General features: G+C 62.4%; 26 protein-coding genes and 1 tRNA gene. 19 read left to right on the forward strand and 8 right to left on the reverse strand.

Annotated elements, in window-relative coordinates; all coding sequences use genetic code 11:
- The first annotated feature begins 8 nt into the window (after window positions 1-8).
- The gene (locus tag CLV85_RS09370) at window positions 9-188 is read left to right on the forward strand and encodes a YegP family protein (RefSeq protein ID WP_100389380.1); all 180 of its coding nucleotides are present in this window, start codon (window positions 9-11) and stop codon (window positions 186-188) included.
- Window positions 189-193: 5 nt separating this feature from the next.
- On the opposite strand, the gene CLV85_RS09375 is transcribed toward CLV85_RS09370, so the two are convergent.
- On the reverse strand, window positions 194-484 hold the full coding sequence (locus CLV85_RS09375; RefSeq protein ID WP_100389381.1) for a hypothetical protein: 291 nt from the start codon (window positions 482-484) through the stop codon (window positions 194-196).
- An 85-nt stretch (window positions 485-569) separates the two neighbouring features.
- The gene (gene aspS / locus CLV85_RS09380; protein WP_100389382.1) at window positions 570-1898 is read right to left on the reverse strand and encodes an aspartate--tRNA(Asn) ligase; all 1329 of its coding nucleotides are present in this window, start codon (window positions 1896-1898) and stop codon (window positions 570-572) included.
- A 67-nt stretch (window positions 1899-1965) separates the two neighbouring features.
- On the opposite strand from aspS, the gene CLV85_RS09385 reads away from it, so the two are divergent.
- Genes CLV85_RS09385 through ccsB form a run of 5 tightly spaced genes read left to right on the forward strand, consistent with a single transcriptional unit; the run spans window position 1966 to window position 6575 of the window.
- Window positions 1966-2601: a histidine phosphatase family protein gene (locus CLV85_RS09385; protein WP_100389383.1), complete on the forward strand. Its 636-nt coding sequence runs from the start codon at window positions 1966-1968 to the stop codon at window positions 2599-2601.
- Window positions 2598-3188 carry a TlpA family protein disulfide reductase gene (locus CLV85_RS09390; protein WP_100389384.1) on the forward strand — a complete coding sequence of 197 codons (591 nt, stop codon included), beginning with the start codon at window positions 2598-2600 and terminating at the stop codon, window positions 3186-3188. The genes CLV85_RS09385 and CLV85_RS09390 overlap by 4 nt, the downstream gene beginning before the upstream one ends.
- Entirely contained in the window at window positions 3189-3932 is a 744-nt protein-coding gene (locus CLV85_RS09395; protein ID WP_100389385.1) for a cytochrome c biogenesis CcdA family protein, read from the forward strand.
- A 34-nt stretch (window positions 3933-3966) separates the two neighbouring features.
- The gene (gene resB, locus CLV85_RS09400; RefSeq protein ID WP_169925811.1) at window positions 3967-5577 is read left to right on the forward strand and encodes a cytochrome c biogenesis protein ResB; all 1611 of its coding nucleotides are present in this window, start codon (window positions 3967-3969) and stop codon (window positions 5575-5577) included.
- Window positions 5574-6575, forward strand: coding sequence for a c-type cytochrome biogenesis protein CcsB (gene ccsB / locus CLV85_RS09405; RefSeq protein WP_229820570.1), 1002 nt, complete (start codon window positions 5574-5576; stop codon window positions 6573-6575). The genes resB and ccsB overlap by 4 nt, the downstream gene beginning before the upstream one ends.
- 171 nt (window positions 6576-6746) lie before the next feature.
- Here the strand turns inward: ccsB and CLV85_RS09410 are convergent, their stop codons facing one another.
- Together CLV85_RS09410 and CLV85_RS09415 are read right to left on the reverse strand one after the other, a co-directional pair.
- Window positions 6747-7361 (reverse strand): hypothetical protein, encoded by a 615-nt coding sequence (locus CLV85_RS09410; RefSeq protein ID WP_100389386.1) that lies wholly within the window; start codon window positions 7359-7361, stop codon window positions 6747-6749.
- 66 nt (window positions 7362-7427) lie between these two features.
- The gene (locus tag CLV85_RS09415; RefSeq protein ID WP_100389387.1) at window positions 7428-8420 is read right to left on the reverse strand and encodes an o-succinylbenzoate synthase; all 993 of its coding nucleotides are present in this window, start codon (window positions 8418-8420) and stop codon (window positions 7428-7430) included.
- A gap of 42 nt (window positions 8421-8462) precedes the next feature.
- Here CLV85_RS09415 and CLV85_RS09420 point away from each other — a divergent pair, with 42 nt between their 5' ends.
- The 4 genes from CLV85_RS09420 (at window position 8463) to CLV85_RS09435 (ending at window position 12217) form a co-directional block, all read left to right on the forward strand.
- Window positions 8463-8888, forward strand: coding sequence for a 1,4-dihydroxy-6-naphthoate synthase (locus tag CLV85_RS09420; RefSeq protein WP_100389388.1), 426 nt, complete (start codon window positions 8463-8465; stop codon window positions 8886-8888).
- Window positions 8889-8969: 81 nt separating this feature from the next.
- Window positions 8970-9941, forward strand: coding sequence for a 1,4-dihydroxy-2-naphthoyl-CoA synthase (locus CLV85_RS09425; RefSeq protein ID WP_100389389.1), 972 nt, complete (start codon window positions 8970-8972; stop codon window positions 9939-9941).
- A gap of 83 nt (window positions 9942-10024) precedes the next feature.
- A complete protein-coding gene (locus CLV85_RS09430; RefSeq protein ID WP_100389390.1) occupies window positions 10025-11155 on the forward strand; it encodes an AMP-binding protein in 1131 nt (376 codons plus the stop codon).
- A gap of 9 nt (window positions 11156-11164) precedes the next feature.
- Window positions 11165-12217 (forward strand): 1,4-dihydroxy-2-naphthoate polyprenyltransferase, encoded by a 1053-nt coding sequence (locus CLV85_RS09435; RefSeq protein ID WP_100389391.1) that lies wholly within the window; start codon window positions 11165-11167, stop codon window positions 12215-12217.
- Here the strand turns inward: CLV85_RS09435 and CLV85_RS09440 are convergent.
- On the reverse strand, window positions 12152-12508 hold the full coding sequence (locus CLV85_RS09440) for a DUF4229 domain-containing protein (RefSeq protein ID WP_100389392.1): 357 nt from the start codon (window positions 12506-12508) through the stop codon (window positions 12152-12154). The two genes, CLV85_RS09435 and CLV85_RS09440, sit on opposite strands and share 66 nt — an antisense overlap.
- Before the next feature lie 54 nt (window positions 12509-12562).
- Between CLV85_RS09440 and CLV85_RS09445 the strand changes: the two genes are divergently transcribed.
- The 4 genes from CLV85_RS09445 (at window position 12563) to CLV85_RS09460 (ending at window position 16236) form a co-directional block, all read left to right on the forward strand.
- Entirely contained in the window at window positions 12563-12895 is a 333-nt protein-coding gene (locus CLV85_RS09445; RefSeq protein ID WP_100389393.1) for a PLD nuclease N-terminal domain-containing protein, read from the forward strand.
- A complete protein-coding gene (menD, locus tag CLV85_RS09450; RefSeq protein WP_100389394.1) occupies window positions 12876-14594 on the forward strand; it encodes a 2-succinyl-5-enolpyruvyl-6-hydroxy-3-cyclohexene-1-carboxylic-acid synthase in 1719 nt (572 codons plus the stop codon). Before CLV85_RS09445 ends, menD begins: the two co-directional genes overlap by 20 nt.
- A gap of 45 nt (window positions 14595-14639) precedes the next feature.
- Window positions 14640-15464 (forward strand): PPK2 family polyphosphate kinase, encoded by an 825-nt coding sequence (locus CLV85_RS09455; protein ID WP_100389395.1) that lies wholly within the window; start codon window positions 14640-14642, stop codon window positions 15462-15464.
- Between the two features lie 127 nt (window positions 15465-15591).
- A complete protein-coding gene (locus CLV85_RS09460; RefSeq protein WP_100389396.1) occupies window positions 15592-16236 on the forward strand; it encodes an arsenate reductase ArsC in 645 nt (214 codons plus the stop codon).
- Between the two features lie 24 nt (window positions 16237-16260).
- Here CLV85_RS09460 and CLV85_RS09465 read toward each other — a convergent pair whose 3' ends face one another.
- Window positions 16261-17514, reverse strand: coding sequence for an isochorismate synthase (locus CLV85_RS09465; RefSeq protein WP_100389397.1), 1254 nt, complete (start codon window positions 17512-17514; stop codon window positions 16261-16263).
- A gap of 128 nt (window positions 17515-17642) precedes the next feature.
- Here CLV85_RS09465 and ubiE point away from each other — a divergent pair, with 128 nt between their 5' ends.
- Genes ubiE through CLV85_RS09480 form a run of 3 tightly spaced genes read left to right on the forward strand, consistent with a single transcriptional unit; the run spans window position 17643 to window position 20960 of the window.
- The gene (gene ubiE, locus CLV85_RS09470) at window positions 17643-18443 is read left to right on the forward strand and encodes a bifunctional demethylmenaquinone methyltransferase/2-methoxy-6-polyprenyl-1,4-benzoquinol methylase UbiE (RefSeq protein WP_229820567.1); all 801 of its coding nucleotides are present in this window, start codon (window positions 17643-17645) and stop codon (window positions 18441-18443) included.
- Between the two features lie 27 nt (window positions 18444-18470).
- Complete coding sequence (locus CLV85_RS09475; protein ID WP_100389398.1) at window positions 18471-19547, forward strand: polyprenyl synthetase family protein; 1077 nt, start codon at window positions 18471-18473, stop codon at window positions 19545-19547.
- 54 nt (window positions 19548-19601) lie between these two features.
- Window positions 19602-20960 (forward strand): FAD-dependent oxidoreductase, encoded by a 1359-nt coding sequence (locus tag CLV85_RS09480; protein WP_100389399.1) that lies wholly within the window; start codon window positions 19602-19604, stop codon window positions 20958-20960.
- Window positions 20961-21031: 71 nt separating this feature from the next.
- On the opposite strand, the gene cls is transcribed toward CLV85_RS09480, so the two are convergent.
- Entirely contained in the window at window positions 21032-22507 is a 1476-nt protein-coding gene (gene cls, locus CLV85_RS09485) for a cardiolipin synthase (protein ID WP_100389400.1), read from the reverse strand.
- Between the two features lie 60 nt (window positions 22508-22567).
- On the reverse strand, window positions 22568-23056 hold the full coding sequence (locus tag CLV85_RS09490; protein ID WP_100389401.1) for a YajQ family cyclic di-GMP-binding protein: 489 nt from the start codon (window positions 23054-23056) through the stop codon (window positions 22568-22570).
- A 134-nt stretch (window positions 23057-23190) separates the two neighbouring features.
- Between CLV85_RS09490 and CLV85_RS09495 the strand changes: the two genes are divergently transcribed.
- Together CLV85_RS09495 and CLV85_RS09500 are read left to right on the forward strand one after the other, a co-directional pair.
- A tRNA-Tyr gene (locus CLV85_RS09495) sits at window positions 23191-23275 on the forward strand.
- 55 nt (window positions 23276-23330) lie between these two features.
- Window positions 23331-24443 (forward strand): ion transporter, encoded by a 1113-nt coding sequence (locus tag CLV85_RS09500; RefSeq protein WP_205030367.1) that lies wholly within the window; start codon window positions 23331-23333, stop codon window positions 24441-24443.
- Window positions 24444-24448 lie beyond the last annotated feature (5 nt).

The following is a 24448-nucleotide window of genomic DNA, read 5'->3' on the forward strand; positions in this document are numbered from 1 at the left end:
AGGAAACGATGAAGTTTCAAATCGTCAAAGGTAAAAGTGAATCGCAGCCGTTCTTCTGGCGCATCGTTGCCAGCAACGGTCAAACTCTCGCGGTGAGCGAGAACTACGTCGCGAAGGCCTCCGCCAAGAGCGCCGTCGAGTCAGTCATCAAGAGCGCTGGCGGGGCCAGCATCGAAGACCTGACCTAGAACAACTACTTGCTGACGCTGATCGGGCCGGTCATGTGATTCTTGATCGAGTCCCGTTCAGCGGCTAGCGACGCGAGCGTTCCGCTGTCGAGACCCGGCTGGAGCATGTCGTCGAATGGGTTTCCCATGCCGCTCTTGGAGTGCACAACTTCGGCGTAAGCGGTTGCGGCCGCAGCCACCTTCGCACTTGCTCGCTGCGCCTTCTTGAGCGAAACAGCAGAACTGCCCACTATCTCGGCGTGTTTGTTGAGTGCCTTCTTGAGATCCTTGAGTGCAGCATCAATTTTCTTTGACATGACGTCATCCTGCCTTAGTGAGCTATGCGCTGGCTATGGGTTCGGTGTGTTGAACTGTGAGGCCCTCGCGAGCTCCACAGGGCGGCTACGGAGTGAGGCGGGTTGGTCCGCGGAACAGGTAGGTTGCTTCGCGCAGGTTCGGTAGCCCGAGCAGCAGCATCAGTACGCGACCGAGGCCCATGCCGAATCCACCGTGCGGCGGTACGCCGTAGCGGAAGAAATCGAGGTAGAAGTCGAGCTCCTCCGGGTCCATTCCCTTGTCGCGAATCTGCGCCTCCAACACGTCAACGCGGTGCTCACGCTGGGCGCCAGTGGAAATCTCGACGCCGTTGAACACGAGGTCGTAGCTGTTCGTGAGACCTGCATCATCCGCGTGACGCATGTGGTAAAACGGGCGGATGCTGGCGGCGTAGTCGGTCAAGAACACGAAGTCGTGATCGAACGTTTCTTTCACGTACGCGGCGATCTGGCGCTCACCCTCCGGGTCCATGTCGGCGTCGGCGCGCGGCACGGTGTAGCCACGGTCGCTGACGATCTGCTTGGCCTCAGCCAGCGGGATGCGGGGGAACGGGCGAGTAGGCACCGTCATCTCGATGCCGAACAGCTTCTCGATCTCGTCGCCGTGCTTGTCTTTAACAGCCTGGAAGCCGGCAACCATGAGCTCTTCGTGCAAGTTCATGACGTCTTCGTGGCTCGAGATCCAGCTGATCTCGCTGTCAACCATCGTGAACTCGGTGGCGTGACGCGAGGTGAAGCTGGGGTCGGCACGGAAGCTCGGGGCGATCTCGAAGATCTTGCCGAAGCCGGCGGACTGAGCCATCTGCTTGAAGAACTGGGGGCTTTGCGCCAAGTAAGCCTTGGTGTCGAAGTAGTCGACCTCGAACAGCTCAGCCTTCGATTCGCTCGCGCTGGCCATGAGCTTGGGGGTGTGAACCTCGATGAAGTCGTTCTCGACCCAGTAGGTGCGCCACGCGTGCTCGAGCGTGGTCTGGATGCGGAAGATCAGGTTGTTGCGCGGTACACGAAGGTCGAGGAAGCGCCAGTCCATGCGCTTGTCAACGCTGGTGTCTTCCGCAATCGGCGTCTCGGGGATGGCCTCAGCGGCGATCTCGATAGCGGCAAGCTTGATTTCAACGCCGCCGAGTTTCACGCGCTCGTCGTGCTTCAACTCACCGCTCGCGGTGAGGAAGGTGCCCTGAGCGAGCCCCGAGATGATCTCGGCGAGGGGGTCCTCGGCCGGGGTGCCGTCTTCGTTGAACGAGCGGGGGTGAACAAGCTGCACCGCACCCGACTCATCGCGCAGTACGACGAACTGCACCTTCTTTTGATCTCGAACAGTGTCGACCCAACCTGAAACGGAGGTCTCTCCATCGCTTGCGGCGGCCAAGTTCTTAATAAGGGTGCGTGTAGTCACAGCGCCGAGTTTACAAGGGATAACGCGAGAGAAAGTGCGGCAGGGCTGCCAACGTAGACTGAATACCGTGCCAGCAGACCTCATCCATCTCGTCCGCCATGGTGAAGTGCACAATCCAGACCGCATTCTCTATGGCCGTCTTCCCGGGTATCACCTCAGTGAACTCGGTCACACGATGGCGGATGTCGCCGCCGCAAGCTTCGCCGATCGGCCGCTCACGGCGCTCTACGCGAGCCCTCTGCAGCGCGCGCAAGAGTCGGCGCAACCGTGGTCGGAACGCTACGGATTGCCCATCACGACCGAAGAACGCATCATCGAGCCGGCTAACTGGTTCGAGGGCGGTCGCCTGCAATTTCCGAAGGTTCTCACGCAGCCGCGGGCCTGGCCGCACCTCGTCAACCCGCTCAAGCCCAGTTGGGGCGAGGCGTACGTGAGCATCGAAGCGCGCATGCTCGCCGCTATCGATGACGCGTGGGCCGCTGCCGAGGGTGGCGAAGTGATCATGGTCAGCCACCAGTTGCCTATCGTGATGGTCGCTCGTTCCGTCAAAAAGATGCGCTTGGCGCACGACCCTCGCAACCGTCGCTGCACGCTGTCGAGCGTCACGACGCTCGCTCGCGAGGGTGACCATTTCGTCGAGGTTGACTATCAGGAACCTGCGGGAGAATTGCTCGCAGCATCCATCGATCTAGGAGCAGTGTGAACCGCCGTCTCATCGCCGTTGTTGTGGCGTTCGCCGCACTCACGACGGTTTCGTGTTCCAGCGCGAACGAGTCCCTTGCCGAGCAATACCAGAACGGTTCGGAGGAAGGCTACATTTCGGGCGACGGTTCGACCGTAGAGATCCCCGCCGACAATCGCGACGAACCCATCACGTACGACGCCACTCTCGACACCGGCGATACAGTATCCAGCAGCGACTTCGCTGGCTCGGTGTACGTGGTCAATTTCTGGTACTCCAGCTGCCCGCCGTGCCGCCTCGAAGCTCCCGACCTCGCTCAGCTCAGCGAGGAGTACACCGAGGTTCCGTTCTTGGGCGTCAACGTCTTAGATACCGCGGAGACCTCCCTTACCTTCGCCGACGAGTTCGGCATCCCTTACCCCTCTGTCGTGGATGCCACGACCGCGGGCGTGCAGTTGGCGTTTGCCGGCTCCGTGCCTCCCAACGCGGTGCCGACCACTCTCGTGGTGGACCGCGAGGGTCGCGTCGCCGCCCGCATCAGCGGCCTCGTGCGTGACCCGAGCATCCTCGCAGCGATGATCGACTCTGTCATCGCCGAGGAACAGTAAGTGTCTAATCCCGTCGGCGAGCTCATTCTCGGCGGCAACCTTCTTATCGCGATTCCGATCGCGCTGCTCGCGGGCCTCGTTTCGTTCGCGTCGCCTTGCGTTCTCCCGCTCGTTCCGGGCTACCTCGGCTACATCGGCGGCTTCACTAGCAACGAGGAAAAAGGCAGCACGAAGCGCCTTGTCCTTGGCGTCGGCCTATTCATTCTGGGCTTCACCGTGGTGTTTGTGGCGTTCACCGTGCTCTTCGGCACAGCTGGCCTTTTGCTGCGGCCCTGGCTCGACCTGATCACCCGCATCGCCGGTGCTCTCGTGATCGTGATGGGTGTCGTGTTCATCGGGCAAGTCACTTTCGCGCAGCGCACGATCAAGCCGAAGTTCAAGGTCGCAACCGGCCTCGCGGGTGCACCGCTGCTCGGCGTCGTCTTCGCCCTCGGCTGGACTCCGTGCGTTGGCCCCACTCTCATCGCTGTCGGCAGCATGGTTTTGGATGGTGGCGACCCCGGCCGGGCCGCTATCGTCGGTGTTGCTTACAGTCTCGGTCTCGGCATCCCGTTCCTCTTGGTGGCCCTCGGCCTCAACTGGGCGACCGGATCGGTGGCGTGGATGCGCCGTCACATTCGTCTTATTAACCTGATTGGTGGAGCACTGCTCGTACTGATCGGTCTCCTCATGGTCACCGGCGTGTGGCGTGCAATCGTGACAAGTTTGGGAGCGGTAATCGGTGGCTTCGACACACTCCTCTGATCCAACGAACGGCGACTCGGCCGCGGATAACTCGATGACTGAGGGCGATGCAACGCGTCCGAGCGACCACATGGATGCTCCGGCGCCCGCACCGCAAAGCAAAGTTCAGCAACCGCGACTGAATCTCGCGGGCTACGCGCGGTTCTTCTGGCGTCAGCTCACGAGCATGCGCACCGCGCTGTTCCTGCTGTTGCTGCTGGCTGTCGCGGCGATCCCGGGCTCGCTTGTTCCGCAGATCACCTCGGACCCCAACGGCGTTATCGCATACCGCACCAACTACCCCGACACCGCTGCGGTGCTCGATTTCTTCCAAGTTTTCAACACCTATACCTCGGTGTGGTTCTCGTCGATCTACCTGTTGCTCTTCATCTCGTTGATCGGCTGTGTGCTGCCGCGCACCAAGCACCACTTCGATGCTCTGCGTGCCAGCCCGCCCAAAACCCCCGCTCGACTCTCGCGCCTGCAGGGCTTCACGACGCGCACCACCGAAGCGGATGTCGACACGACCATCGCCTCCGCCCGCCGACTGCTGCGCTCGCAGCGCTACCGCACCGAGCTCTACGGTGACTCGGTCAGCGCCGAACGCGGCTACCTGCGCGAAACCGGAAACCTCGTGTTCCACGCCGCGCTCGTGGGCGTTCTGGTCACGGTTGGAATCGGTGGTGGCTTCGGCTACACCGGCCAGCGCGTTGTTGTCGAGGGCTACGCCTTTAGCAATTCGCTCGCCAGCTACGACTCGTTCAACCCAGGCCGCTTCTTCACGGATGAGGCGCTCGATCCGTATACCGTCGCGCTGGACTCGTTCGAGCCCGTGTACGAGCAGAACAACCGCCAAGCGATCGGTCAAGCGATCGACTTCACGGCCAACGTCACAACCACCGTGCGTGGCGAAGAACCGCAGCAGTCGCAAATCAAGGTCAACGAGCCGCTCAGCCTCAGCGGAACTAACCTGTACCTCCTCGGTAATGGCTATGCGCCCGTGCTCACCGTGCGTGACGCCGATGAGAAGGTCATCTGGTCGCAACCAACGCCGTGCCTTCCGTTCGATGCCAACCTCGGCAGCACGTGCGTCATCAAAATTCCGGATGGTCTCGACCAGCAAATCGGAATGCTCGGTTTTCTTTACCCGACCACCGGCACTCTCAGCTCGGGAGCGCTCGCGTCTGTCTATCCCGACCTCATCTCACCCGTGCTCACGTTGGAGGTGTACGAGGGCGATCTCGGCCTCGACAACGGCCAAGGCTCCAACGCCTATGCGCTCAACACCGACTCTCTTGAGCAAGTAGCGGGGCGCACCTCCGAGGCAGAAACACTGCGGTTGACTCCCGGCGATCGGCTCGAGCTGCCCAACGACCTCGGCAGCGTCGAGTTGACGAGCATCCCGCGCTTCGTGTCGCTCGATGTTCACCACGACCCCTCGCAACTGCCCGTGCTCTTGTTCTCCGTCTTGCTCTTCGCCGGACTCATCACCAGCCTCTTTGTGCCGCGTCGCCGCATGTGGGTTTCAGCCCGCACCGACGCTTCGGGAACCACAACAATCGAGTACGCCGCACTGGCTCGCGGCGATGACCCCAACCTCGAAGCTGCGGTCACAGACTTTGCCGAGAAACATTCCCAGCAACTCGGGGTTAGGGTGGATTCGTGACTGAGACCTTCGTGTCGTATTCGCTGATTGCGGTCTATTCAGCGATGGCGATCTACACCCTTGCGTTCGTGATGTTTGCTGTCGACTTGGCGCGCCGTTCGGCAGAGTCGAGCGACGCTTCCGCAGCGCGTGCGACCGGTCTTGCTTCGGCATCCGCCCAGCAGGCCAGCGTGATGGTGAACGGCTCCAGTGTGGGCGGCACCGACACCCTGACGACGGCAGGGGCATCCGAGTCGAAGATTGTCGCGCACTCGCCCAAGTCACTCAAGCTCGCGATGGCGATGACGGTGCTCGCCTGGGTGCTGCACGTCGGTGCGGTCATCTTCCGCGGCGTTGCTGCAAACCGTGTGCCGTGGGCCAACATGTTCGAATTCACGCTCACCGCCACCGCGCTTATCGTCGGTGTCTTTCTCATCGTTCAGTTCTGGCAAGACCTGCGCTTCCTCGGTTCGTTTATCACGGGCTTCGTGCTGATCGCCTTGGGCGTTGGCACCTCCAGCTTCTACGTGGATGTCGTACCCCTGCCGCCTGCGCTGCAGTCGGCCTGGCTGGTCATCCACGTGTTCGTCGCCAGTCTCAGTACGGGGTTCTTTGCCCTCGCTGCCAGCCTCTCGATCGTGCAGCTCATGCAAGCACGCCGCGAAGCCGGCAAGGCGCTCAAGCTGCGCTTCCTCGACACCTTGCCCGCTGCTGACCGCCTCGAAACCTTGGCGTACCGCCTTACGGTTGTCGGCTTTGTCATGTGGACCTTCACGCTTATCGCCGGCGCTGTCTGGGCTGAGCGTGCGTGGGGCCGTTACTGGGGCTGGGACACGAAAGAGGTCTGGACCTTCATCATCTGGACCCTCTACGCCGGTTACATTCATGCCCGGGCAACTCGCGGCTGGCGCGGCTCGCGTTCAGCGTGGCTCGCGATCGTCGGCTTCCTCGCGATCGTCTTCAACTTCACGGTCGTGAACCTCTTCTTCAAGGGACTTCACGCCTACTCAGGCCTGTAAACAGTATTTGCAACTTCGGCCTCGGCTACGGCTTCGGCTGGAGCTGCGGCGCCGCAACGGCAGCCGCAGCCGCTACCCACATCGCCGAGGCAAAGAAAAACGCTGGGGCCGCACCGAGCAGCACCCCAGCGTTTGCTTGGGAGAGCCGAAAGCGGCTCAGGGTTGTCGAGCCTAGCTGGCGGGAGTCAGCTGCATGGCCACCGTCGGGCTGTCGTCGCCCGTCGAGAATTGGATGATCGGGCCATCGGTGCCGCACTCGTAGGGCGCCGAGTTGATCGGGGCGCTATTGAGGAATCCCTCGGTGAGGTCGGTGCCGTCAACGCTGACCCCGCCAACAGTTACCGTCATTGCAATATCGCTCTCGTCGTGCGAAGTGGTGATGACGGTGTCGCTTGCTTCGTAATCGCCGTCAATAGCGCCAGTAATCGAGCCAACGCCTTCGCTGCCAGCCACCTCAAGAAGGATCGTGAAGTCGGGCGTGTAGGTGTACGTCGTGTCGGTGAACGAGAGCCCTGTTCCGCCCTCCACGCTGATGTTGAGTCCCTCGGTGGTGCCGCTGACGGCGCTGTAGAAGCCCTGCATCTGGTCTTCGGCAATGTACCAATCGCCGATAAGGCACTCGGGGCCGCTCACCATCTCTTCTTCGGGCTCAGCAGGAGCCGAGGCATCCGTCTCCGAAGCCACGGGCTCTTCAGAATCCGCGGGCGCACTGCACGCGGTCAACGCGCCCAAGCTGAGAACGCTGACGGCGGCTAGTGCACGCAGGCGGCGCAACTCAGTAGACATCTGTACTCCTCGAAACCAGACCGCCCTCGGTGGCGACCAACGGAGCCAGCCTACTGAGCGGCCTCGCTACTGCTGTGAGTAGTTTTTACCTAGTTCGTGACAGCGCGTCAGGCGGTCGAGCCACCACTGCGTTCGTTCGGGATTGGCGGCCCACCGCGTGAGCAGCGCTTCGTCGGCATCAACGCGGCGCACTTCGAGCTGGCCATCGCGGGCCCGCAGGGGAGAGGCCGTCACGTCAGCGGCGAGTAGGGATGCCGTGGCAAGTCCGCAGTCATAGTCGAGGGGCTCGATGGCGGCGGCGAGGTGCGCGCCCATTGCGAGGCCCACCGAGGTCTCTAAGGCGCTGGAAACGATGACGGGCAGCCCGGCATCGTTGACGATCGCCAGTGCGCGAGAGATGCCACCCAGCGGCTGAGCCTTGATCACCAGCAGGTCGGCGGCACCCGCTCTCGCCACAGCGAGTGGGTCGGCGGCTTTGCGCACACTTTCGTCTGCGGCGACCGGGATTCCCATGTACTTGATGCGGGTGCGCAGCTCGCCCAGTTCTTCCACGGTGGCACAGGGCTGTTCGACGTACTCGAGGTCGAATTCGGCGAAGGCGTGCACGGCGCGCTCGGCCTCATCCACTGTCCACGCGCCGTTGGCATCGACGCGAATGCGACCCGCCGGGCCCATCACGCGACGCACTTCGGCGACGCGAGCAATGTCATCCGCCAAGGTCTGGCCAGGCTCGGCGACTTTCACTTTCGCGGTGCGGCAACCGTGGAAGCGCTCGAGCACCGCCTCGACGAGGTCGGCGGGTACAGCAGGCACGGTGGCATTGACCCACACGTGATCGCGCACGAGCGGCGGCTGCTCGTTGAAGGCGTAGTCGATCGCGGCCACGAGCCACGGGGTCGCTTCGGCGTCGTCGTACTCAACGAAGGGGGAGAACTCGCTCCACCCCTGCGGGCCGCGAAAGAGCAGAGCTTCACGCTGATCGATGCCGCGAAAGCGCGACGTCATGGGCAACGACACGACATGGGCGGTGTCAAGAATTTCGTTCACTGAAGGGAACATGTTCCCAGTCTGACAAGTTCCACTGTCAGTTAGGGTAATTGCGTGACTAATCCGGGTGATATCGAGCGCGTTGCGACCAAAGTCGTGCCGTATTACGTCGTCGGCGTTGTCGATGACGAAGAAACTGATGCGCCCGTTGATGGCGAGTCAGACGAGACCGTCGAACCCGAAGAGACTCCAGTAGCGCGTCGCCCGCGACCACGCTGGGTTGGATTCATCGCCGCGGCGCTGGGCTTTGCAACACTCGTGCTCTTCATCGTCGCCATGATCGTCTCGGCAGGAGGCGATTACCCCACCGGCACGGCGCTCGCTTACGCCACGATCATCACCTCGATTTCGGCGGCGATTACCGCAGTGATCTCGCTCATTCTTGGTCTGCAGCGGCGCTGGGCGGCGTTCGGTCTTGCGCTCGCAGTGCTGGCCAATCCACTCATCGTGCTTACCGTCTTTCGGTTCTTCGACCGCTAACGGCTCTCGGCGGAGAAGAGAAGCTCGGCCCCAACGGTTCGGCATCAGCCCGCTCGGCGCCGCGATGGTTATGGTGGAGCCATGGCGCCTGTTTCCGAAATCTTTGACGAGAAGTTGTGGCGATCAGTCGCCGGGTTTGATGACCTCACCGACATCACCTATCACCACGATGTAACGGGCACGATTGCCCGCATCGCGTTCGACCGCCCTGAAGTGCGCAACGCCTTCCGGCCGCACACCGTCGACGAGCTGTACCAAACTCTGGATGACGTGCGCCAGAACCCGCGCATCGGTGTCGTTCTCCTCACCGGCAACGGGCCGAGCGAGAAGGATGGCGGCTGGGCGTTCTGCTCCGGCGGCGACCAGCGCATCCGTGGCCGGGCTGGCTATGAATACGAAGGCCAAGAGGGCGCCACAAACCCCACCGCCGCTGCAGGGCTCTCCGAAGCGGAAGCCGAGGCCGAAGCTGCTGCAGCCGCGGGCAAGCGCCGTGCCGCAGCCGGCCGCCTGCACATTCTTGAAGTGCAGCGCCTCATCCGCTTCATGCCCAAGGTCGTTATCGCCGTCGTTCCGGGCTGGGCTGCCGGGGGAGGGCACTCGCTTCATGTGGTCTGTGACCTCACGATTGCCAGCACCGAGCACGCCCGCTTCAAGCAGACGGATGTCGACGTCGGGTCGTTCGACGCCGGCTACGGCAGCGCCTACTTCGCCCGCCAGGTCGGCCAAAAGTTTGCCCGCGAGGTGTTCTTCCTTGCCCGCGAGTACGACGCGCAGCGCGCCCTCGACGCGGGAGCGATCAACGCCTCCGTGCCCCACGCCGAGCTCGAAGCCACGGCCTACGACTGGGCGACCACGATCATGACCAAGTCGCCCACCGCCATCCGCATGGTCAAATTCGCCCTCAACGCTGTCGACGACGGTCTTGTGGGCCAGCAGGTCTTCGCCGGCGAAGCCACCCGCCTGGCGTACGGCACCGATGAGGCTGTGGAAGGCCGCGACTCATTCCTGCAGAAGCGCGAACCCGACTGGTCGCCCTTCCCCTGGCAGTACTAACGCTCCTTCTGTACTAAAGCCCCGAGCCGCTAGTGCTCCCGCAGTTCTAACGCACCGACAACTCAACGCAGAGAGGTTTACCCGTGACCGCTGAAAACACTCCGACCCGAGAACTCTGGTCTGTTGACGCCCGCGATCCCCGCAAGGTGTGGGCGGCGCTGAAGCCAGCACTCGATGGATCGGGAGCCGCGATTTTGCCGCACCCGACCTCCCCCTCTGGCCTACCCGAGACCGTGCCCGCGAACGTTGCGGTCATTGTGGAAACGAGCGGATCGACCGGCCGCCCCAAGCGCGTGATGCTCAGTGCTGCGGCGTTGAAGGCGAGTGCTGCGGCATCCGACGAACTTCTGGGTGGGCCTGGCCAGTGGCTGCTGGCCGTTCCGGCGCACTACATCGCGGGCATCAACGTGATGGCGCGCTCGTACTTTGCCGGCACCGAACCCGCACTCATGCCTCCGAAGGGGTTCACGGCGGAGACCTTCGTGGCTGCTGCGGCCGAACTCACTGCCGAGCGTCGCTTTGTCTCGCTCGTGCCCGTACAACTCTCGCGACTGCTCGAGTCGGATGAAGCTGTCGCGGCCCTCTCTCGTTTCACTCGGATTTTGGTCGGCGGCCAGTCGACACCGATCGCTCTGCTGGCGGCGGCTCGCGCTCGCGGCCTCGCCGTCTCGACGACGTATGGGTCAAGCGAGACCAGCGGTGGTGCTGTCTGGGACGGTAAACCGCTGCCCGGTGTGGGCCTACGACTCGTGGATGACCGCATCGAACTTTCGGGGCCGATGCTCGCTGAGGGCTACCTCGACGATCCGCGCCGCAGCGCCTTCTCGTTCCGCCTGCACGAGGGCGTGCGCTGGTACCGCACCGACGATGTCGGGGAGGTCGTGGACGGCGTGCTGAGGGTTCGCGGCCGCGCCGACGACATGATCATTTCGGGCGGGGTGAAGGTTTCCCTCGCCGAGGTGGAGACCGCTGTTCGGGCGCTTCCCGGGCAGAGTGCCGCGGTAGTGGTGGCGGCTCCGCATCCAGAGTGGGGCGAAGCTCCCGTCGTCATCACGACGACAGCCATCGAGCTGGATGTGCTGCGCCAGTCGGTCGCTGCCCAGCTGTCTTCGACGGCAGCGGCTCCCGCTCGCGTCATCCTGATCGATGAGATTCCTATGCTTTCGACGGGAAAACCCGACAAACTCGCCTTAGCGTCAGTCGTGCTTAAGTAGAATCCCTCCGTGGCCTCTCCCAAACAGCAACGCATCGATCCGAAGACCGTCTCGCCGAAGGCGGGCTCGAAGTCGAGTTCGGCGGCGGGCAAGAACGCCAACAAGAATGCCGGCGCCGGAAAGAACAAGAGTGGCCGCCCCGGTGGGCGCCCGCCGAAAGCACCCAAGATTGCCAAGGCAACGGCACGCGACTGGATCAGCGGCGCTCGCATCCAGACGCTTCCCCTCGCTTTTGCTCCCGTAGCGCTCGGCACCGCTGCCGCCTATGTGCTGCCGCATGAAGAAGACGGTGCTGGTTGGCACTGGCTGCGCGCCCTGCTCTGCCTCGTGGTCGCGGTCTCGCTGCAGATCGGTGTGAACTTCGCCAACGACTACTCCGACGGAGTGCGGGGAACGGATGATCACCGCGTTGGTCCTCGTCGGCTCACCGCCTCGGGTGCCGCTCGCCCGCGCACCGTCATCACGGTCGCGTTCGTCTGGTTCGGCATTGCCGCTGTTGCAGGGCTCATCATTGTCGTGCGCAGCGAGCACTGGTGGCTACTTGCGGTGGGAGCGGCCGCGATCGTCGCCGCCTACTTCTACACCGGCGGCAAGCGCCCGTACGGTTATCTCGGCCTCGGCGAGATCTTTGTCTTCATCTTCTTCGGCCTCGTTGCCACGGCGGGAACCACCTACGTGCTCGCGGATACCGTGAACCTAGAGTCGTGGCTGGCCGCCGTCGCCGTGGGGCTGTTCGCGGTCGCGACGCTCATGGTCAACAACATCCGGGATATCGCTCAAGACAAGATCGCGGGCAAGCGCACGCTGGCTGTTCGAATGGGCAATCTGCCGTCGCGAATCTTCTACGTCGTCGCGATGCTCGTACCGTTCGGCATTCTGGGCGTCTACACCCTGCTCTACTTCAACGCCTACCTCGTGTACTTCGTGCTGCTGGCAGCACTCCCGGCCTGCGTGATCGTGCTCACCGGCAAGACACCGGCCGAACTGATCTTGGCGCTAAAGCTGACGGGGCTCACTGCTCTGCTGTTCGGCATCGGTCTCGCTCTGGCTATCGCCTTCTAGCGAAGACTCGCGAGCGTTGTCGTCAGCAACAGGCTCGGCGGCAGAGTCGAAGTCGGCCTCGGCATCTTCGGCATCACGATCGGGATCGTGGCTCGGGCCTTCGCGACGAGCGGCAAAATCGAGAGCAACAGCATCCCGAAGCTTGCCAAAAAAGACATAGGAAACGGCGAACCCGAGCACTGTCGCAATGACGGCGGCGAGCCATGGCTCAGTGTCCGCAATCATGAGAAGAGTGAACGCAGCAGCGAACACTCCGAGGCGGAGCAGCGTGTAGGCAATCCAAGGTTTCACGGCATCAGTCTAGGCTCGCATCCCGCGCGCAGCCTGCGAGCGTAGAATGGTGGCATGACTCGTCTATTGGTCGTTCTCGCCTTCGCACTCGTTGCGGTCGACGTGTTCTCCATTGTGGATGTGGCTCTGACTGATCGCAGCCGCGTGCGCGCATTGCCCAAGGCGCTCTGGATTATCGTGATCCTGCTCTTGCCCGTCATTGGCGTAGTGCTCTGGTTCATGCTCGGTAAGGCACGTAGTTCTAGCTCTGGTCGTCCGCGCACCGTTGCGCCTGACGATGACCCCGATTTCTTGCGCAACATGCGCGCCAAAGAAGAACAGGATGAGCGCATTCGCCGCCTCGAACAGGAACTAGCAGATCTCGACGATGACGATAAGACCAACTAACTCTCCGGCCACCAATTTCTCGGTAGCCCTTCTCGAAGAGTTCGTTCGTCTCGGCGTTCGAGACATTGTGCTGAGCCCCGGCTCGCGCTCGCAGGCTATTGCGCTTGCCGCTGCCGAGTTCGAAAAGCACGGCTTGTTGCGACTGCGCGTGCGCATCGACGAGCGTGTGGGAGCCTTCCTTGCTCTCGGTCTCGCGGTCGAAACGCAATCGCCGGTCTTGGTCGTCACGACCTCCGGCACCGCGGTAGCCAACCTGCATCCGGCGGTGCTCGAAGCGCATCACTCTGCTGTTCCGCTCATCATCATTAGCGCCGACCGACCGGATTCCCTGCGCGGCATTGGCTCGAACCAGACCACTCAGCAGCCGGGAATTTTCGGCACCGCTGTTCACCAGACGTGGGATGTCGAGGCGCCGACCGGTGCTGCCGGCGAGATGGATGCCGCGGCCCAACTCGCGCGCGACGCAGTCGCCGCGGTCAACGGCCCCGTTCATCTCAACCTGTCTTTCGACGAGCCGCTGTCTGCGCCGTTCGTCTGGCATCCCACCGAGAACGAGGTGGCCCCCGAACCGGCGGCTCACCGCGAGCCCGTGTTCCCCGATCTTTTTAGTGACCTCGACCCCGTGGTGGAAAACACCACGCACCAGTCGCCTGGCGCTCCCACGACGCTCGCGCTGAGCCCGTCGCCGGCAACCGTGGTGGTGGCCGGAACCGGCGCTGGCCCGCGGGCTGAGCAGGTTGCTCGCGAGCTGGGTGCACCGCTCATCGCTGAGGTTTCGAGCGGCGCCCACTTTGGCCCCAACCTCGTCGTGGCGTACCGCGAGCTGTTGAACACGGCCAACTTCGGCGATCGCGTCGCACGCGTAATCGTGTTCGGGCATCCGACTCTGAGCCGCGAAATTCCGGCGCTCATTCAGCGTCGCGGCGTCGAGACTGTCGTCGTGCGGCATCCCTCGGCAGACGACTACAACCCCGGCCGCTGCGTGCGACTCTTTGTCGATGAGGTTTCTGTTTCGGGCGAAGCTGCCGACCGCGCCTGGCTGGGGCGCTGGGTAACGACGAGCCGCCAGTTGCTCGAAACCGAGAGCATTGCCCCCGATATTGATGCGGATGCTGGAACCCACGCCAAGTCTGAACTCGCGATTGTGCGCACTCCCGTCGACCGACGGATGCTCGCGGAAGCCGTGTGGCGTGCAACGTGGCCGCACGACCGCCTCGTTCTCGGTGCCTCACGCCTGATTCGCGAAGTGGACCGCGTTGTTCCCGGCAAGAAGATTTCCGTGCACGCTAACCGCGGGCTCGCCGGCATCGACGGCACCATTTCGACGGGCCTCGGTATTGCGCTCGCAAGCCAAGCCGAAAAGGGAAACGAGGGAGTCACTCGCGTGCTCCTCGGCGACCTCGCCATCTTCCACGATGTGGGCGCTCTCATGTTCGGCGCAGGAGAACCTCGCCCGCGCATCCAAGTGATCGTCGGCAACGACGGTGGCGGCACCATCTTCGATGTTCTCGAGGTCGCGAGCCAGGCAGGCGAGAGCTTTGACCGCGTTCTGCTCACCCAGCAGAATGCGTCAATCGAAGCCCTCGCGGCGGCTTACGGCTGGCGCTACGTTTTCGCGGCGACCCGCGGCGAACTCGATCAGGCGCTGTCGGCTCACCCCGAGCCAACGATCATTGAGGTTCCGCTCGCCCGGCAGTGACCCCGGCAACGGGTCGGACTGAATGCCTGCGAGTAGCCTTGAGCTATGAGCACACTCACGCCAGTCACCGCCGACTTCGAGCTTGCAGGCATCGACCCGTCATCCACTCCCGAGTTCGATGGCGACAAGAAAGATGCCGAAAAGGCTTTAGCCAAGAACGGCGAGAAACTCGCCGCCCTTCAGGAGCGACTCTTCGCCGAGAGCAAGTTCGGTGGCGAACGCCGGGTTTTGCTCGTGCTGCAAGCCATGGATACTGCGGGTAAGGGCGGCATCCTTCGTCACGTTATCGGAGGAGTCGACCCGCAGGGCGTGCAGATTCACGCGTTCAAGGCGCCCACGGATGAAGAGAAGTCGCACGACTTTCTCTGGCGCATTCGCAAGGAACTGCCCGAGGCAGGGTTTATCGGTGTCTTCGACCGTTCGCACTACGAAGATGTTCTGATTCACCGAGTGCGGGGCTTCTCCATGCCCGAGACCGTCGAAGAGCGCTACGGCATCATCCAGAAGTTCGAAGAAGAGCTCGTGGCCAACGGAACGGTCATCATCAAGGTGATGCTGCACATCAGTGCCGACGAGCAGAAAGAGCGGCTCCAAGAGCGACTCGATCGCCCCGAGAAGCACTGGAAGTACAACCCGGGTGACGTGGATGAGCGCCTGCTCTGGGCGGAATACCAAGAGGCGTACGAGATCGCTCTGCGCCGCACGACAACCGAAAGCGCGCCGTGGTACGTGATTCCGGCCAACCACAAGTGGTACGCCCGCTGGGCGGTTCAGCAGCTTCTCCTCGATGCTCTCGAGCGCATCGACCCGCAGTGGCCGAGTGCCGACTATGACGTGGAGGCCGAGAAAGTGCGTCTCGCCGACAGCTAGGTGCGGCGCGATGCGCTGCGGTGCGTCGCGGCGACCCTCGATGAACAGCGGGTGAATCTCGTTATCGAACAACGTGAAAGCATAGACAACCATCTATGCTTTTAATGTTCGAGCGAAACGAGGAACCATGCGTCCAGCATTCGAGGGCCAACTGCCCCTCAATGATCCCGACAACGTGCTTCGCCGCAGTGCGGAGCGACTAGCAGCTCAGTACGCCGGGTTGGTGAGCGAAGAGACCATCGAGCGCACCCTCTTCGAGTCGTACGCCTCGCTCGCGCGCACGGCGAAGGTCTCCACTCATCTCCCGAGCTTGGCCTACCGCTTTGCTCACGATCGGCTCGCCGCTCTCGCGCAGGCCAAGGGGGTCATTCCGAAGCCGGTTCCGGAAGTGCTCTTCGTGTGCGTACAGAACTCGGGGCGCTCGCAGATGGCCGCAGCCTGGTTGCGTGAACTCGGCAAGGATCGAGTGCATGTGCGCTCGGCAGGGTCTGAGCCCGGAGGGGCGATTCTCGCGAGCGTCGTCGAAGCTATGGCCGAGGTCGACCTCGACCTCGGGGAGGACTTTCCGAAGCCCCTCACCGACGACGTCGTGCGTGCTGCCGACGTAGTCATCACCATGGGGTGTGGCGACGCGTGCCCGATCTATCCCGGCAAGCGTTATCTCGATTGGCGACTCACCGATCCGGCCGAGTTGGATGCTGGCGGCGTTCGTCGCGTGCGTGATGAGATCCGCGCCCACGTGGAGGAGCTGCTGCGGGAGATCGCCCCGTAACCCCACACGCTGGTTTCTGCTGCTCTAGCCGAACGCTTCCACGATGGGGCGGAACTTGAGTTCCGTCTCGGCGAGCTCCTTCTTGGCGTCGGAGCCGGCGACTATCCCGGCGCCGGCATACGCGGTAATGCGCGCGCCGCTGACTTGGGCACAGCGCAACGCAACGGCCCACTCGCCGTTGCCGTTGGCATCCACCCAGCCGACCGGGCCGGCGTAGCGGCCACGGTCGAAGCCTTCGAGCTCGTCGATCAGCCGGATGGCGTCAGGCGTTGGCGTGCCAGCGACGGCAGCCGTGGGGTGCAAGATTCCAATGAGGTCGAGCCCGCTGGAGCGCTGACTGAGTTGTCCCTCAATGTCAGTCGCGAGGTGCCACAGGTTGGGCAATTGCAAGGCAAAGGGTTCGGATGCCGCGTGCAGTTCGCTGCTGAGTGGGGCGAGGGCATCCATCACGCTGGCCAGCGCGAGCGCATGTTCCTTCTGATCTTTGGGTGAGCTCATGAGGGTTCCGGCGGCTCGCCCGTCGGAGATGCGGTCGTCGCCGCGCGCGGCACTGCCGGCGAGCACGCGGGCGCTGACGGCCCCGTTCTGCACGCGCACGAGAGTTTCGGGGCTTGAGCCGATGAGGCCATCGACGGCGAAAGTGAAGGTGTCGGGATAGCGATTAGCGAGCGACGTGATGGGCAAGCGCAGGTCGGCGTCGGCGGGCAGTTCGGCGCTTTGGTCGCGAGCGATCACGATTTTGGCGGCGGAGCCCCGAGAGATTTCGCGCAGCGCAGCTTTCACCGTCTTGGTGAAGTTCTTGGTGCTCATCTCGCCCGGCACAAAGTCAACGTGCACGAGATCGCCGGCGGGTTCGTGAGGGCCAGCAGGGAGGCCATCGGACGCGCCGGGCAAACCGCTCGTCTCGCCGGTGGTGATCGTCGTGACCCATTGGATGCCGTCGCGGCTGCCTACAACGATGCGCGGCACGATGAGAACGCTGACGGAATCGGAGGAATCCGCGAAAGCGAAGCTGCCGAGTGCGACGAGGCCGGTGCCCGGACGTTTGACGCTGTCGTGCACGATCGCGGTGCGCGCGAGCTCGCTCCACGCGGCTGCTGCGGCGGTGAAGCGGTCGGCACCACGGAACTCGAGGCGCAGCAATTCACCGATGCCCACAAGACCTTCGCCGTCGCGCACGAAGGCGATCGGGTGCTGGGGAGTGATCCAGTCGAGGAGGCGATCCACTGCTGCAGTTGGCCGAGTGACAATGCTGAGGATGTCGGGGGTGCTAGCCATCGCTCTGTCTCCGATTCTGCCCGTGTACGGACCGCTCTATAGCCCCTTTGTGCCCCACAAGTATCAGAGTACCTGTCAGTTGCGGCCAAGAAAGTGAGCATCGGCTCTGAGCGCCCTAGACTAAAGGGGTGGGTAAGGCTGACATGAACAAGCGACCGGAAGACGTAGCCGGAATGTTCGACGGTGTCGCAAAACATTACGACCGTACGAACAACGTGCTCTCGGCCGGAAACGCACTGCTGTGGCGGGCCGCCACGGTGCGTGCTGTTGCGCCGGCAGCGGGGGAGCGCATCCTCGATATTGCGGCGGGAACGGGCACTAGTTCTGCTGCTCTTCACCGTAACGGTGCTCGCGTCGTCGGCCTCGACTTTTCCACAGGCATGGTCGAGCAGGCTCGCAAGCGCCACAAGAAGATCGAGTTCATCCAGGGCGACGCTCAGCAGCTGCCGTTCGGCGACAACGAGTTCGACGCGGTCACGATCAGCTTCGGTCTGCGCAACATCAACGACCCTCGTGCGGCGCTCTCCGAGATGTACCGCGTGCTCAAGCCCGGTGGCCGTTTGGTGATCACCGAATTCTCGAAGCCTCCCGTCGCGATTGTTCGCGCCGGGTACTTCACCTACCTCAATCGCGTGATGCCGATCATTGCTGATCGCTCAAGCTCCAACCCCGAGGCGTATACCTACCTCGCGGAATCGATTCGTGAGTGGCCTGATCAGGGCGAGCTCAGTCAGTGGATCCGGGCTGCCGGTTTCACCCGTGTTGCGTACCGCAACCTCACCGCCGGCATCGTGGCAATGCATCGTGGGCACAAGCCCGTCGACGCCACCGTGCTTGCTTCGGTTGCCAAGCGCAAGGGAAATGCCACTCGTCCGATCAAGACGATCAAGCCGGCAAAAACCAACTCAGACGTCAAACCGAAGCCGTAGCGCTTCGCAAAAGAAACCGGTCGATTAGTGAACCCGAGCGTTCCGCCTGCTCGTCGCAGCAACACTCTGAGCTCCTCTCTGGGGCTCGGGGAGAAACTCTTCGCCTCAAGCGATGAGCGTCGTTTTGCGACGGCAATTGAAAAGGGCCTTGACGAGGTCGAAGCGGGTTTGCTCTCGCACATGGGCTTTGCCGACGAGATTGCGGATGCCACGAGCCGCTACCTGCTCGAAGCGGGCGGCAAGCGCGTGCGCCCCGTGCTCGCGCTGCTCACCGCTCAGCTCGGTGACGGCAATAACGCTGATGTGGTCACGGCGGCTCAAGCCGTAGAGATCACTCACCTCGCTTCGCTTTATCACGACGACGTTATGGACGAGGCGCAGTTGCGCCGTGGCGTTCCGAGCGCCCAGAACGTGTGGGGCAACTCGGTCGCGATCCTCACCGGCGACCTGCTGTTCGCGCGGGCGAGCAAGCTCATTGCAGGCTTGGGCTCCGAGGCGCTCATCCTGCAGTCGAACACTTTTGAGCGCCTCTGCCTGGGGCAGCTTCACGAAACTCTGGGGCCGAAGCCCGACGAGAACCCCGTGGAGCACTACCTGCAGGTGTTGGCTGACAAGACCGGTTCCCTCATTGCGACAGCGGCCGAGGTTGGCGTCATGTTCTCGAACGCGCCGAAGGAGTACACGGTTCCCGTGCGCGACTTTGGCGAGAAGATCGGTGTTGCATTCCAGCTCATTGACGACGTCATTGATCTCTCGGCCGAGACGGGCAAGACGGGCAAGAAGGCTGGCACCGACCTGCGCAGCGGTGTTGCGACCTTGCCACTGTTGTACCTGCGCGAGCTTGCCCTCACCGACAGTGATGCCGCCGAGCTGCTTACCCGCATCGAACGCGACGTGAACGCCAACTTCTATGGCGAAGGCGACGAAGCGGCTATTGATGCTGCGGTCACCGACCTGCGCGAGCATGCCGTGACGAAGAAAACTTTGGACGAAGCCCGTCGCTGGGGCCGCGAAGCTGTTGAAGCCCTCGCGCCGCTGCCCGATGGTTCGGTCAAGAAAGCGCTGACGCGTTTTGCCGAAAGCATCGTCGAACGCTCCAACTAGTACGCCCACTCGCCCGCGCCCCGGGCGCACCGAGATGAACGGAAACGACAACTGATGAGCAAGCTACGACTCGCCATTGTTGGTGCTGGCCCCGCCGGAATCTACGCCGCTGACATCCTGCTGAAGGCAGAGCGCCAGTTCGACGTATCGATCGACCTTTTCGAGCAGCTTCCTGCACCGTATGGTCTCGTACGCTATGGCGTTGCCCCCGACCATCCGCGCATTAAGGGCATTGTCAACGCCCTGCGCGATGTGCTCGACACCGGCAACATCCGCCTTTTCGGTAACGTCACTTATGGGCGCGACATCACGCTTGACGACCTCAAGAAGCACTACAACGCGGTCATCTTCTCGACCGGTTCGGTGCGGGATGCTCCGCTGCCGGTCCCCGGAATCGATCTGCCGGGCAGCCACGGTGCCGCCGACTTCGTCAGCTGGTACGACGGCCACCCCGACTACCCGCGCGAGTGGACCCTCGACGCGAAAGAGACTGCCGTAATCGGCAACGGAAACGTCGCGCTCGACGTCGCCAGAATGCTCGCTAAGCACGCGGATGACCTGCTCCCGACCGAGATTCCGGCCAACGTTTACGAGGGCCTCAAAGCGAGCCCTGTGACCGACGTGCACGTCTTCGGCCGCCGTGGACCCATGCAGGTGAAGTTCACGCCGCTCGAGCTACGCGAACTCGGCGAACTCAACGATGTCGACATGGTCGTTTACGAAGAGGACTTCGACTACGACGACGCATCGAAAGCCGCGATCGAGTCGAACAAGCAGATCATGGTGCTCGACCGCATCTTCACGAAGTGGCGCGGCGAAGAAAAGGGCAACGCCTCGCGTCGCCTGCACTTGCACTTCTATGCTGGCCCCGTCGAGGTGCTCGGCACCGACCGTGTTGAAGGCTTCCGGTACGAGCGCACCAAGCCCGACGGCCAGGGCGGAGTCGTCGGCACCGGCGAGTTCCGCGAGGTTGCGGTGCAGAGCCTCTACCGTGCTGTTGGTTACTTCGGGTCGCCGCTCGACGGCATCCCGTTCGATGAGAACCGCGGAGTCATTCCTAACCGTGAAGGTCAGGTCATTGACGACAACGACGAGCAGGTTCACGGCGTGTACGCAACGGGCTGGATCAAGCGCGGTCCCGTTGGACTCATCGGTCACACCAAGTCTGACGCGATGGAAACCATCAAGCACGTCATGAACGACCAAGCCAACTGGTGGAGCCCCGAGAACCCCGACGAGCAGGCCATCGTTGATCTCCTGAAGAGCCGTGACGTCGAGTACACGAACCTGCAGGGGTGGCAGTCGCTGGATGCCCACGAGATCGCTCTGGGCGAGGCTGAAGGCCGTGCGCGCATCAAGCTAGTTGACCGCGACGAAATGCTTGCGGCATCCAAAGTCACTGACACGGAGTAGGGCGGAGGCTCCAAGCGGGGCTATCGCAACACTCGCGGTGCAGCAGTATCTGCCGCACCGTTAGTGAAGGGCTACTGAACCGCGGCGGTGAGGCGCGCAAGGTTGTCGAGCACCTTTGACCGCCGCGGGCGCTTCATCCACTCTTCGAGAGTGAGTTCTCGGCTGACACTGCGGTATTCGGCTTCGAGCTGGCGCATGTCTGCAATAAATTCGGCACCGCGAACCATCACGGAGATTTCGAGGTTGAGGCTGAACGAGCGCATGTCCATGTTGCTCGAACCGATCACGGCGACCTGGTCGTCGATCGTGAAGTGCTTGGCGTGCAAGACGGTCGGCTTCGGGAACAGCCAGATCTTCACTCCCGCCTTCAATAGCGTCTCGTAGTAGCTGCGCTGTGCGTGATAAACGAGGGCTTGGTCGCCGACCTCGGAGACGAATAGCTGCACGTCGAGCCCGCTCTGGGCTGCCGTTGTGATGGCGTAGAGCATGGAGTCATCCGGCACGAAATAGGGGCTCGTGATGATGACCCGCTTCTGGGCTGCGTAGAGCAAGGAGTTGAACAGTCGAAGGTTGTTCTCACCCTCAAATCCCGGCCCGCTCGGCACCACCTGCGCGTCGAGGCTGGCGGGGGATTCTGCAGTCAGGGCGAGGCTTCCCTCTCGCACGAGCAGTTCATCCGTCTCGCTGTACCAGTCGGTGATGAAGAGCGCGTTGATTCCCGAAACGATGGGGCCCTCGAAGCGCACCATGAGGTCTTTCCATTCGAGGCCGCGCTTGAGGTTGGAGCGCTTGTTGTACGAGGAATCGACCATGTTCTGCGAACCGGTGAACGCAACGTTGCCGTCGATAATGAGGAGCTTGCGGTGGTTGCGCAGGTCGGGACGCTGAAACTTCCACTTGAGAGGTTGGACCGGCAGCATGACGCGCCAGTCGACACCGATCTTTTTGAGGTGACGGATCGTAGCGAGATAGCCCGGAGCCCGCAGCGAGGCGATGTGGTCGAGAAGCACCCGCACCCGAACGCCGCGCTCCACCGCCCGTTCGAGCGCGTCGAAGAATGGACGAGTGGTGTCGTCGAGGCTAAGAATGTAGAACTCGACGTGCACAAAGCGGGATGCTGTGTCGACCTCGGCGGTCATGGCGTCGAGCGACTCTTCGTAGTGAGAGTGCAGCGTTGCCGAGTTGCCGCCGACGAGCGGCATTGCGCCAAGAGTGCGGTTGAGTTCGACGACGGGCTCAAGCCATGAGGGCCAAGGCTGATCTTGCTTGACCTGATCCATGCCCTCCGTCGACTCGACGATGAACTGGTTGATCTCCGACTGCTTGTCGCGGCGGCCCTTGGGGAGCTTGCGGCTGCCGAAAATCAGGAACAGCAGGATGCCGACGTACGGGATGAAGAAGATGGCGAGCAGCCAGGCCATGGCGGTCTGCGGTCGCCGATTGCGCGGAACGTAAATGATCGACAGCACGCGAATCGCAAAGTCGATGACGACAAGAGCAGTGGCGAGAATCGCCGTAAAGCTGAAGTCAATGCTGCCCAAGTCCATGGGCGAAGTCTAACGAGTTCCCCCGCGATTCAGCGGGGGAACATCCATGCTGGAGAGTTGTTAGCGGAAGTTCACGAACTGGAGAGCAACTTCCAGATCTTTGCCCTTGAGCAGCGCCATCGTCGACTGCAGGTCATCGCGGCTCTTCGACTGCACGCGCAGCTCATCGCCCTGAATCTGTGACTTGACGCTCTTAGGAGCTTCGTCGCGAATGATCTTGGAAATCTTCTTGGCGTCTTCAGACGAGATGCCGTTCTTGAGGCTGATCTCGATGCGGTATTCCTTGCCGCTGGGGAAGGGCTCACCCGCGTCGAGGCTGCGCAGCGAAATGCCGCGCTTGATGAACTTGGCCTCGAGCACCTCGAGAACAGCTTTCACGCGCTCTTCCGCACTTGCCTTGAGAAGAAGCTTCTCGCCGGTCCACTCCACCGAAGCGCCTACGCCTTTGAAGTCGTAGCGCTGAGCAAGCTCCTTTTGCGCCTGGTTGACGGCGTTTTCCGCCTCCATTTGGTCAACTTTGCTCACAATGTCAAACGAAGAATCAGCCATATCCCCATGCTACCCGGGCAACGCCCAGAACTCCTGCAGGCCAGTTTTGCCGAAGTGGTCACACGGCGCTCAGATTCCTTGTATCCTTGTCCAGCGCGTTCGGTCAGATGAATACATGTGGCCGGAGGCGTCTTGGCGAGTTACCCAAGTGGCCAAAGGGATCTGACTGTAAATCAGACTGCTTCGCATTCGGGGGTTCGAATCCCTCACTCGCCACCACTTATTCGAAAGGCCCCGCGCGCACAGTGCGGGGCCTTTCGTGAATAATGGGCGCGTGAATCCAACTACTCCACCCGAGAGTCCATCGTTTCGTAGCCGACTCGCTCAGTTTGTCGACTCCGCCCTCGTTCAGAATTTCGTTCTCGCGGTCATTGTGATCAATGCGGTGATCATTGCCCTTGCAACCACAGCAGACGAGGGCACAACGACGTACGACGTGCTCCATTTCTTGGACTCAATTGCGCTCGTTGTTTTCGTGATCGAGCTCGTTCTCAAGCTCGTCGCTTACGGCCCTAAGCGTTTCTTCACCGACGGCTGGTCGGTGTTCGACTTCATCGTGGTGGCGATCGCGCTTGTGCCCAGTTCTGGACCACTTTCTGTTCTTCGCGCACTTCGAGTGCTCCGCATCCTGCGCGTCATCAAGTTTCTTCCTCAGGTGCGGATGGTCGTTGAAGCGCTGCTTCGCTCGTTCCCCGGTATCGGCGCCATCGCCCTGCTGATGTCTCTCGTCTTCTTCGTGGCATCCGTGATGTCGACGGAACTCTTCGGAGACCAGTTCCCCGACTGGTTCGGCTCAATCGGCAAGTCGACGTACTCGCTGTTCCAGATCATGACGCTCGAGAGCTGGTCGATGGGAATCGTGCGCCCGATCATGGAAGTGATGCCGATGGCGTGGCTGTTCTTCGTGCCTTTCATCCTGATCGCCGCCTTCATCACCCTCAACCTCTTCATCGCCGTAATTGTCGACACCATGCAATCTCTGCGCATCGAACGCGAAGAGGCAGTGCAGGCCGAGGCTGACCGTGTTGACCCGCCCGTCGCGCTCGACCTCGACAACGACGAGCTCGCTCATGTGATTCGCAGCCTGGGGCGGCTGACGTCATCCGCTGACAGCCGGCCAGAAGTGCTGCGGATGTGGGGAGTCGACAACGCTGATGCCCTACGGGAAGACGTGCTGCGGTTGCAGAGCGCGCTCGCCGGCAGCCACGAGCTTTCTCACGCGGACTGGGCGAAGACGCTGTTCGCCGCCGACCTCGCTCTCGTGGCCGGAACGCCTCAGAAGACAGCGCCCGAGGAGCGGGCCGCCGCAGACGAGGCTGCGCTGGCGCTGTCACGTGCGCTTCGAGCCAGACTCGAAACGCATGAGTACGCGACGAGTGCGGCCTAGGCTGG

The sequence above is a fragment of the Salinibacterium amurskyense genome, from assembly GCF_002797685.1.
Taxonomy (GTDB): Bacteria; Actinomycetota; Actinomycetes; order Actinomycetales; family Microbacteriaceae; genus Rhodoglobus; species Rhodoglobus amurskyensis.